General features: G+C 35.6%; 7 protein-coding genes. 6 read left to right on the forward strand and 1 reads right to left on the reverse strand.

The features are described 5' to 3' along the window. Positions 1-308 precede the first annotated feature (308 nt). Positions 309-539 (reverse strand): hypothetical protein, encoded by a 231-nt coding sequence (locus F6K22_RS16565; protein WP_293099867.1) that lies wholly within the window; start codon positions 537-539, stop codon positions 309-311. 2018 nt (positions 540-2557) lie between these two features. Between F6K22_RS16565 and hpsE (F6K22_RS42170) the strand changes: the two genes are divergently transcribed. The 6 genes from hpsE (F6K22_RS42170) to F6K22_RS16600 all read left to right on the forward strand — a co-directional run. Beyond that, positions 2558-4375, forward strand: coding sequence for a hormogonium polysaccharide biosynthesis glycosyltransferase HpsE (hpsE, locus tag F6K22_RS42170; RefSeq protein WP_363273712.1), 1818 nt, complete (start codon positions 2558-2560; stop codon positions 4373-4375). Between the two features lie 205 nt (positions 4376-4580). Beyond that, a complete protein-coding gene (gene hpsE / locus F6K22_RS16580) occupies positions 4581-5546 on the forward strand; it encodes a hormogonium polysaccharide biosynthesis glycosyltransferase HpsE (RefSeq protein ID WP_293099870.1) in 966 nt (321 codons plus the stop codon). 397 nt (positions 5547-5943) lie between these two features. Further along, entirely contained in the window at positions 5944-7605 is a 1662-nt protein-coding gene (locus F6K22_RS16585) for an alkaline phosphatase family protein (RefSeq protein ID WP_293099873.1), read from the forward strand. 159 nt (positions 7606-7764) lie between these two features. Beyond that, positions 7765-8697 carry a sulfotransferase domain-containing protein gene (locus F6K22_RS16590; protein ID WP_293099875.1) on the forward strand — a complete coding sequence of 311 codons (933 nt, stop codon included), beginning with the start codon at positions 7765-7767 and terminating at the stop codon, positions 8695-8697. Between the two features lie 343 nt (positions 8698-9040). After that, the gene (locus F6K22_RS16595; protein WP_293099878.1) at positions 9041-9784 is read left to right on the forward strand and encodes an acyltransferase; all 744 of its coding nucleotides are present in this window, start codon (positions 9041-9043) and stop codon (positions 9782-9784) included. A gap of 568 nt (positions 9785-10352) precedes the next feature. Further along, on the forward strand, positions 10353-11322 hold a 970-nt coding region (locus tag F6K22_RS16600), incomplete at its 3' end, for a glycosyltransferase family 4 protein (protein ID WP_293099880.1).

Below are 11322 nucleotides of genomic sequence, written 5' to 3' on the forward strand. Positions count from 1 at the left end.
GATCGGCAACCGGGGTTAGGAACTGGCCTCGTTAATCGTCGATGCTCAAGCTCTACTGATTCGACCCGTAAACATACTGGCTCGATGAAGCAACTGGGGCAAGTGAAGCGATCAAAATCTCAAAGTGCGGACGCGTGTTGACGGGGACTTAGAAACCCCGTCCGTCTACACGGCGGGGTAGTTCATACGATAATACCCAGACTATTGCAAGCTCGGCGATCGCCCTGACTACACAAACGACCTAATTTTCCAGGACCACCCATTTGATTAACCTGTCCCAAAAAATTACAGGCTCGGTGATTATTTCGCTATCGGCAGTAATAATTAATTTGAGTAATACCCGCCCTACTAGCAGTATTAACTAAGTTACAAGCTCGCGAATTTCCCTGTCCGCAGAGGATGCCTAACCTCCCACAACTGTTACTATTTCCGCCTTCGTAGCAACTGTAGTAAAGGTCGTTAAGTCGATTTGACCTTGCAGGTGATGCTATAGATAGGAGTGTAGCTACAGTCAGCACTCCCACAAATATCCGTTTCATTCTCGATAACTGAACTTTTTGGATTTACTCTGGCGATAATAACATGGAAATCTCGTCACTCTTACCGGACTTAATATAACTTGATCCCAAAGCTCTCTTAATTAGGAGAGTGTAATACTATTTCTCAATAATAATGCTATATTTAATTGCCATCTCCCCATGACAAGGATATATAGCAAACTTTTTGAGATTTGGTATAAGTCTCCTGCCAACTATTTATATATGTTGTCAAGCCTTAAAAAATCCAAATTTTTTGACCAAGAAATAAGGTCTTAAGCCTCTTTTCAAGGTAGGACTGTTTCATTTTCTTGACATACTCCCGACGTTTCCCTTACGGGAAAATGCGGGATTCTTCAGTCTGGGAAACCCTGACCGCTGTTTAGACACCAGGTGATGTCCTCCCCCTGTGTTGACATTGATAATAACAAAATGTACCTAGCTTGTGTCTTGGGCATATGAACCGCTTATGAAGGTATCCGAATCTTTGCCCAGGCTTTCCAATTGCGTCGCTCCCTTTAAGGAGAGCGCGGGACTTCCCGCCAGGGAAGTTAAAAGACAGATGGGTTGATATCAAAGGAGGTTAATTGCACACACTACGAATTTTGAGATCGCCAGTGGAAGTGGGTTAATCCACGAATTAGCTCACAGTGATTCAGCAAGGATCGTCGGCAGCGTGCGCATTTATAGCACTGATATCAAAGGAGGTTAATTGCATACTGATAACTGATAACTGAAATGACCAAAAAATCAGGTCAATAGCCTCCCCTTAAGGGGATAAAAAATATTCGCCATAGATATTTCAAGCCTCCTACTTCAGTAGGAGGTACTGATAACTGATAACTGATAAGTGAAATGATATTCTCTACTTTAACTAGCTATCAGCTATCAGCATTTCAGCTAGCCTCCTGCGGAGGAACTGCGTTAACAGCTTTTTGACCTTGGGTTAAATCCCCGGTTTCTATAAACCGGAAGGTTGAGTCGGGGTTGAAATCCCCGACTCAAGGTAAAAAAAGTCCTAATGCTGAGGTGCTGAGGTGCTGAGTGCTGAGTGCTTTTTAAGAATAGGACTTTAGACACAAATCTTAGGTAAAAGTCTATCCATCAAATACTACGTAAATAGGGCGCGGAAATTTATAGAACCCATTTGAGATCTATTGAAAAAGAGATGGGTAGGTGGGGAGTATTTTCAACCTTTTTCCCTTATACCTTCCCTCCATCTTCTGACTCGTGACTCCTGACTCCTAGTAAAAAACGTGGGTCGCTGACAAAGAGACCAAATGGGTTCTATAAATCCTAACTTAATCCAGAATTACTTGTGTATCTCACCAATCCGACGGTTCCCCTATCCGACTTCTAACTTGCACATAGCACTATATGCGTCTCTCCGTAATCTTGGCTTGATGTTATTTTATTTACTTTTATTGCAAATATGACGAAATGTTTTTGTAATTCTAAAGAAAATATTAATCCTATTAATAGGATATACCTTAAAAAAAAAAAAAAGTCAAGCTTTGTGGCTAACAACTTTTAATAAAATGATTAACCTGAAGAACAAAGACACTCAGGTATGTAACAAAAATTAAATATTAAGTCTCTTCATAGAAAATTCATAAATTTCTGGGAAATCTTTACCGATTCTTCATAAAAAACAGGAAATAGGGGAGTATATTATCGGATATAAGACAAATAAAAAATCTGACAAACACTCGTACAGTTATGGACTAGTTATCGTAACTGAAGTATAGATTGGAACATTATTGAATAATCATCACTATAGATTACTCACATTTTTCTTCTGTTTACTCCTGATTGATTCTGTCTTTAACTTTGCTTCGGTTGCTGTATTGTGGCTTGTTTTATGAGTTTTAGAGTTAGTTAGTCTTATTTTTTGAAAAAATTGCTATGAACGCCAATAACTTAGGCGAAAGATAAATAATTCACAAATTACTTAGTTATTTTGTAAGTACAAATACTAGGTAGGAAGATCAAAAAACTTTAGTTGAGGTGCAAAATTAAATATGAAAGGGGTTGATTTCACAGTTGCTATCCCTACTTATAATGGGGAAGACCGTCTACCAGAAGTATTAGACAGATTAAAATTACAAATAAATACCGAGAACTTCTCATGGGAAGTAATCGTAGTTGATAATAACAGCACAGATAGCACTGCTGAAGTAGTAGCAGCTTATCAAGCTAAGTGGCCCAAATTCATTCCATTGAGATATGCTTTTGCTCCAAAGCAAGGAGCTGCATTTGCCAGACAAAGAGCAGTCGAAAAAGCCAGAGGAGAATTTATTGGTTTTCTAGATGATGATAATTTACCAGCTCCTGAATGGGTAGCTCAAGCTTATACTTTTGGGAAAAATAATCCTCAAGTTGGCGCTTTTGGCAGTCAGATTCATGGATACTTTTTTGAGCAAAATTCAGAATCAGAACTTCCAGAAAGATTTAAAGAGATAGCTTGTTTTTTAGCAATTATAGAACGAGGTAGTAAGCCACATTTATATGAGCCTAGAAAGAAAATGTTACCTCCTGGTGCTGGAGTAGTAGTTCGTAAACAAGCGTGGGAAGAAAATGTGCCAAAAACTTTGTTCTTGAACCATACTGGCAAAAAGGCAGGATTAGCCTGTGAAGATTTAGAAGTTTTAATACATATTCAACAAGCAGGCTGGCAAATTTGGTATAACCCAGCAATGGTGGTTTATCATAGAATTCCTAATTCCCGACTGCAAAGAGATTACTTACTAAGCCTACTTCGCTGTTCAGCTTTGAGCCGAAATCATTTGAGAATGATGACTCTTAAAAGTTGGCAAAAACCTTTGGCTTTGCCAGCATACATGGCTAACGACATTCGGCGATTGGTACTTCACCTGATGAAAAAGGGTAAGTCAATTCAAACAGATACTGTCACAGCCTGCCAGACAGAATTTTTGTGGAATACGATCAAAAGCCCCTTCTTCCTATGGGTCAAACAACTAAAGTCTCAAGCTAAAGCAAGAAGTTACCTACCACTTGCTAACAGTGAAGATTGGTTAGAGACTATTGCCACAACTTTTGAAGAACAAAATTTTTGCCTTTATACTCAAAGTATATTTCCCATTAGCAAGCAAAATTTAAACACAAAACATTCAGAAATTTTGCTGCGAATGAAGAATAAAAAAGGGCAAATTATATTACCTGGAAAGTTTATACCAACTGCTGAACGTTACAATTTGATGCGAACTATTGACAGATGGGTGATTCGCCAATTATTTACTCGACTTTCTCAGACTGCTAAAAGCAATAGTAATTGTGTATATGAAATTAATCTCAGTGCAGCTAGTATCAATGATGAAACATTCATATATTTCTTGTCTCAGCAGTTTGATATCTATGAAATTTCGCCAGAAACAATTAGTTTAGGAATCAGTGAAAGTATTGCTATTGCTAACATGAAGCAAGTGGCAAAGCTAATTAGTGTTTTCAAAGAAATTGGTTGTCAGTTTACCTTAGACCATGTTGGTCGTGCGAAATTAATGCCTGATTATCTCAAACAATTACCTATAGATTATCTGAAAATTGATGGTAAATTAGTCAAGGGACTTAGTAATAATCAGAAAAATATTAGAGAAATAGAACAAATCCATAATCTAGGTTATGCATTAGGAATGAAGACTATTGCAGAAACTGTTGAAAACAGCAAGATAATGGAAAATATTAAAACTCTAGGAGTGGATTATGCTCAAGGATATGCCATAGATTATCCTCAACCTTTATTTGCTCGAAAGAAAATAAACATGGAGAATTCCAACTTAAATACAGTTAATTCTTGGAATCTACAACCAGCAATGACCTAATTTTTCTGAGATAAATCGGTGGTTATGGCAAGTAAAGTAAAGGTTAGGATGGAATCAATTAGAAATGAACACAATAAAAAGTGTGGCTATCTAAAGTTATGGTTTTTGCTTCACATCCTAATCTATACTTCACTTCAATTGCTATAAATACAAGACAAGTTACAATCGACAATAACTTTAATAACTTTTTATATCAAAAGTCTCTATGAAACAGGTGCAGTTTACGGTGGCTATCCCTACTTATAATGGGGAAAAACGTTTGCCAAAAGTTCTGGATAAATTGCGAGAGCAAATTAATACTGAACATTTTTATTGGGAAATTATTGTTATTGATAATAACAGTAAAGATAATACAGCAGCAGTAGTTCAAGATTACCAAAAAAATTGGTCGGAAGCTTATGATTTAAGATATTGTTTTGAAGCTGAACAAGGATTAGCTTTTGCTAGACAGAGGGCTGTAGAAGAAGCAAAAGGAGAATTAATCGGTTTCATAGATGATGATGTTTTTGCAGCCCCTGACTGGGTATCTATGGCATATAAATTTGCTCAAGAACATCCCAAAGCGGGAGCTTATGGTGGTCAAATTCATGGTGATTTTGAAGTAGAACCTCCTAAAAATTTTGAGAGAATTAAGGTATTTCTGGCAATTAGAGAAAGGGGTTCAAAGCCTCATTTGTATAATCCAGAAAAATTAATTATGCCACCAGGAGCTGCTTTAGTTGTTCGGAAACAGGCTTGGTGTGAAAATGTTCCTAATCGCTTGGTGTTAATAGGTAGAGTTAATGGTTCTACATTAGCTGGAGAGGATTTTGAGACATTATTATATATACACAAAGCTGGTTGGGAAATTTGGTATAACCCTACCATGGAAGCCTATCATCAAATACCAAAACGAAGGTTGGAAAAAGATTACTTAATTCCTCTGATCAGAGGTTGTGGTTTATGTATTTGTCAACTGCGAATGAGGAATATAAAAACTTGGTATCAACCTATCGTTATGTCTAAAATATTATTAGGTAGTCTCCGCCGAGTTATCAAACATTTGATTGAGTACCGCGGACAAGTGAAAACTGATTTGATAGCTGCTTGTGAATTGGAATTTTTCATAAGTAGTTTTATGAGTCCTTTTTTTTACTTGAAAATGAGAGCAAATAAGATGTTTTTGCAGTAAATATATGTCAGTACAAAGGTCAAAAAAACTCCTAATTAGTATCTAACGATTTCATTTGATAAAATTCAATGGGAAAGTTTGAGAATAAATTAAGAATATGCTACTAAAAATCAAGAATAAACTTGCTGGCATAAGTTATGATTTAAACTATAAAGCTGAAATTTTTAAATATTCAAGAAACCTTCCTTATATATCTAGTTACGACCAATAAATTGTTCATCAATTAAAGCAAGAAGGTATATTTATTACCTCTCTAAAATAATTTGATACTTCTTTAAATTCCAATATCATGGAAGAAGCTAGAAAATTATCGCCTAATCTCCAAACAATTTCTTCTTATCTTCTTAAAATTTCAAAAAAAAATTACAGTTTTTGAATAGGTAATTAAATATATATTATGAAAAACAAAGTAATTGCAATTGGCTTAGATGCTGGCGATCCAGTATTGATAGAAAAATGGATGTCTCAGGGATATCTAAAAAATCTGCAACGCTTTAAACAACAGGGAGCTTATGGTCGTTTAACTAACATGAATTACTACAAAGCTGAAACCCCCTGGACAACATTTTTAACAGGTTGTTTGCCCGAAAAAACAGGATATTGGGCTCCTTTTAAATTTTATGAAGGTACCTACAACGCTGAGGATGTTCAAGCTTACGACTTTGCAGAATATCAGCCCTTTTACGCTTTGGGAAATGACTATCGGGTAGCTGTATTTGATATGCCTCAGTCTGCACTATCAGAAACAGCTAACGGTCCACAAATTTTAGCTTGGGGTGCTCACTCTCCTCAAACTCCCAGTCATTCTTTGCCAAAATCTCTACTTAGGAACATTAATAATAGCTACGGCAAACATCCAGCTCTACATCGAGATCATGGAGATTGGTGGGATGAAGCTTATCTGACTCGTTTGCGAAACACCCTAAAAGCTGGCATTGAAAAACGGGTTGCCATCTGTAGAGACTGGTTGCAGCAGGAAAGATGGGATTTGTTTTTAACTATTTTCGGCGAGACTCATTCAGCAGGTCACGATTTTTGGTATTTGAGTCAACCAGACCATCCATTATATCCCTACAAGCGGGGAAATATTGCTGCTAGTGACCCAATGTTGGAAATTTTTGAAGAAGTAGATGGAGCGATTGGGAAAATTTTGGCAGATGTTCCAGATGATACTTATGTAGTTGTGTTTGCAGCTCATGGTAGTGGCAATAATACTACTGATGTCTCTAGTATGTGTTTGTTGCCGGAGTTTCTCTACCGTTTTAATTTCCCTGGTAAGGTAATGATTGCTCCTGGAAAAGTTGGGACTCCTGTGCCACCAATGGTACTTTTTCCTAAGCGCAAAACTTGGACGGGGGAAATTTGGCAGCGTAAGTATGACCCCAATCCTGTAAAAGCATTTCTCCGCAGTCAACTTCCTACTAAGTTTCATCAATATTTAGACCGAATTTTTGGAGCGCCAAAAGAAGATTTAATTTCTCCAGAAGAATTACGAAAGCAGGGACATCCTATATTCTGGCAACCGACAATGTGGTACAGTCCATTTTGGCCGAAAATGAAGGCTTTTGCTATTCCTAGTTTTTCTGAGGGGTATATTCGGATTAATTTGGAAGGAAGAGAACCTTCTGGAATTGTTTCGGTAGATGAATATGATGCTTTGTGTGAGCAGTTGACTCAGGAATTGCATCAATTGAAGAATCCGCGGACTGGAGAGTTTCTTGTGAAGAAAGTGGTGCGGACTCGGGAGGATGTGGGCGATCGCAATCCCAAGTTACCTGATGCGGATTTAGTTGTTATTTGGGCAGAACAACCAGCGGATGTGGTGGATCATCCGAAATTTGGCAGAATTGGCCCAGTACCTTATCGTCGAACTGGCAGTCATCGGGGAAGGGGATTTTTGAGTGTGGTTGGTCCTGGTATCAAGGCTGGTTCTAGTTTGCCAGAGGGTCATGGAGTGGATTTGCCTGCAACTATTTTAAATTTGATGGGTGTGCCAATTCCAGAATATATGGATGGTAAACCTTTGGTGGAAAGGTTAGTTCCCAGTTTAACCAAGTAGCAATAATAAAGGCAGACTTTTTTTGAGAGTAAGTTATTGAAGAAAGTTCTGCCTCCAGGTTTTATAGTATTAGTTGATTTTGGATCGGCTTTTCGGTCTTGTATATAATTTGATAAACTATTGTAATAGTTGTCAACTAATACCTAATAGAGTGCATTAATGCTACACAAACCTAATTTTTTGTTGATTGGGGCAGCAAAAGCAGGAACTACTTCATTAACTAACTATTTAAAGCAACATCCTGAGATTTTTATTTGTCCGAAAAGAGAGCCTAATTTTTTTGGTTTTGTAGGAGAATATTGTCATAGTGATGGAGAAGCAGATCAAGGCGGAAAGGAACGTTATGAGTTTTTAAGAAAACTTTCTATTGATGATATTCAAGCTTATCATTCACAATTTGAAAAGGTTAAAGATGAAAAGGCAATAGGTGAAGCATCGCCTCTTTATCTTTATAATTCTAGAACTCCTCAACGTATATATGAATATAGGAGTGATATAAAAATAATTGCAATCCTCAGAAATCCAGTTGATAGGGCTTTTTCCCACTTCGTCTATTCTAGAGCTAGAGGAAAAGAAACACTATCTAATTTTTTTGATGCAATTAAGGAAGAAGAAATCGAGGTAAAAAATATCTGGTATGGAAGTAGACATTATGTTCGTCTTGGCTTTTATTATTCCCAGTTAGAACCTTATTTTCAACTATTTAAGCCTAGCCAGATTAGAATCTATCTTTACAAAGATTTAGCTGACAATTCAAGTAAAGTGATGCAGAATATTTTCCAATTTTTGGAAGTAGATGATAGTTTTTTAGTAAATACTTCGGTTAGACATAATCAATCTTTGATGCCTAAAAATAGAGTGTTACATAATCTTCTGACTAATCAAAGTCAATTTAAAAAATTAATGAAGAAATTCTTGCCAGAAAAAATTATTAATGCTGGGAAGAATATCAGAAATAAAAATCTTGAGAAGCCTAAGGTAGATTTTCCTGTAGAAGCAAGAAACTATTTAATTTCAATTTACAAAGAAGATATTTTGAAGCTACAGAGTTTGATTAATTGCGACCTTTCACATTGGTTGGAGAATAGGTGAATTATTTAGATGGATTCATCATAATTTTCTCCTAGTATAATCTGAATTTTATAGTAATCAGAAACTCAGATATGAGAATTTAACTATTCCTTAAAAGTAGAGAATATAGCAGTTATTTTATGATAATAGATGCATTTTTTTTCTTCTTTTCTGTTCCCTGTTCCCTTTTCCCTATTGCCTAAAAGTAATATATTATAACTTAAATAATATTGCTATAGCACTACGCATTAAGGTTAGGACATTTCTAAACCCTGAAACCTTTTAACTATTCCCTATTCCCTATTCCCTATTCCCTAGCGCGTAGCGCTATATATTTGTTAATATTGATTAAATCTGAATTAGTATGTCTCCTGAAAAACAAAAGTTACAAAAAAAATATTTGCTAAAAGCTGTAGTTTCAAAGTTAATCAGTTATGTAGAAGCTATAGTTTTTCCCTTACTAGAATGGATACCATTTTTAATCGGCAGATTACTACGTAGCCTGATATATCGTATTATTTTTGCAGAATTAGGTGCTTCAGCTTCCATCCCAACTGGTGTGGAATTTGTAGGTGTTGAACGTATCAGAATTGGAAAGTTTATTAGCTTACACCGAGGAGTTCGGATTAGACGTCTGAATAAAAATAGTAGCATTGATATTGGGGATAAAGTTACTCTTGATAAGGGAGTAGATATTAAAGCTAATTATCAAGAAATTGAGATTGGAGACCATAGTTATCTTGGTCCTTATACCTGTCTTTCTGGTGGTAGTATTAAAATAGGTAAAAATTGCTTGATTGCATCACATTCAGGTATCTATGCTAATAATCATACCTTTGCAGATCCCCTAGTTAATATTAGGGAACAAAAAAGTAGTTTTAAGGGTATTGTGATTGAAGAAGATTGTTGGTTGGGTAGTGGTGTTAGGGTAGTAGATGGAGTAAAAATTGGTAAAGGTAGTGTGATTGGAGCAGGAGCAGTGGTGACCAAAGATATTCCTCCTTATTCTGTAGCAGTTGGTGTACCTGCCAAGGTTATTTCTAAACGGGATAAAACTGATAAAAATATAGAAGAAGTGAAAAATGATTTAGTGGAAATTGATGGATAGGGAATGTTTTTACTATCCTTCTAAATACTCCATTTTTAAGAGCAATTCCTATACTGGTGAGGTACAAAATTAATTGGTTTTAGGGAGTAGTAATTTGGAAAGCAAGAAATAGAAAATAAGAAAAACAACTGTACTTCACAAACTTGATAAACTCTATAATTTCTTTTGGAAAAGGGGAAATCATATCAAATATGCTTACTTCCGAGTGTTATAAGAAACCAGGTTTATAGGAGTAGAAGTTAGTATAGTGAGATATTTAATCAACCCGGTTTCTCTACTTTTTTTATGCCGATACTACCTCCTTTGATATTAGATAAAATCTGCTTAATTCGGTATAAAAAAATGTTTCACCTTCACCCAGAACCTAAATATTTTTAAGTTCTCTTCTTTCCTGAGTTCTGAGTTCTGAGTTCTGATTCCTAATTAACTATTTAATTATACCGATACTACCTCTTTTGATATTAAATCTCTAAAATATCTCAGTAAAAAATGAATATTTACATCTGTTGATATCTGTGAAAAAAGAGAAGTTGAAGTTTAAGATTATACCAAGCTACTTCATAAGAATATGAAATATAATCAGAAAAAGCCTCGAATCTGTATAGCTCTACCAGGCACAGATTATCTGCCTACTGCAACTCTAATGTTTGCAAATACTGAGCCATTATTACCTTATCTTGAACCATATTTTGACATCACAGTTATATTTAGAAAAATAGGACAAATATCCCCACAATTTTACCAATATTCAACAATTTTAGACCAAGAAAAGTTATCAGAAAAAGAACGGAAAGATATTAATACAAATTTTACTCCTGTAGGTTTGTTTGGGGCTATGAGATATATGAAAACCTTAGACAAATATGCCAAAGATAATGCTCAAAATTTTGATTTAATTATTGAAAGACAATGGGCATTAGTTGGGTCGCTGGCAAATGCTTTTAGGCGCTATGATGTGCCGACAATATTTCTGGTAGAAGCAGAATTTTATACAACTAGACAGGTTAAATTTGATTGGAAAAAAAATCCTGTAAAACAAGTTTCACCTATTATATTTAAGCAAATATTACCCCACTTAAGGCAGAAATGGATTCATAAATCAAATGGGATTATTGTCGAAACTGAACAAATGAAGTCTTTTTTGATAGAGAATAGTTTGGCTAACTCTAAAACAAAAATATATCCGATTCCTAATGGTATAAATCCAGAAATTTTCTTTCCACGCGATCGCCAGTATTGTCGAGAAAAATTAGGTATTAGTAAAGAAGATTTAATTTTAACTTATGTGGGTTCTTTAAATCGTTTTATTCAAGAACTAGGTCCAATTATTGAAGCATTAGGTCATGTCAAACCACCAAATGTTTTCATGCATATAATTGGTGATGGAAAGAAACAAAAAGAGCTAGAAAAAATTGCTCATGAATCTGGAGCAGCAGTGAAATTTCATGGCAGACTTAGCCAACAAGAAGCATCCCTATATATGGGAGCTGCTAATATTTGTGTAGCACCTTATAATCAGAGTTTATTTTCTGGAGGTA

Origin of the sequence: Okeania sp. SIO2F4 (assembly GCF_010672385.1) — a bacterium.
Classification (GTDB): domain Bacteria; phylum Cyanobacteriota; class Cyanobacteriia; order Cyanobacteriales; family Microcoleaceae; genus Trichodesmium.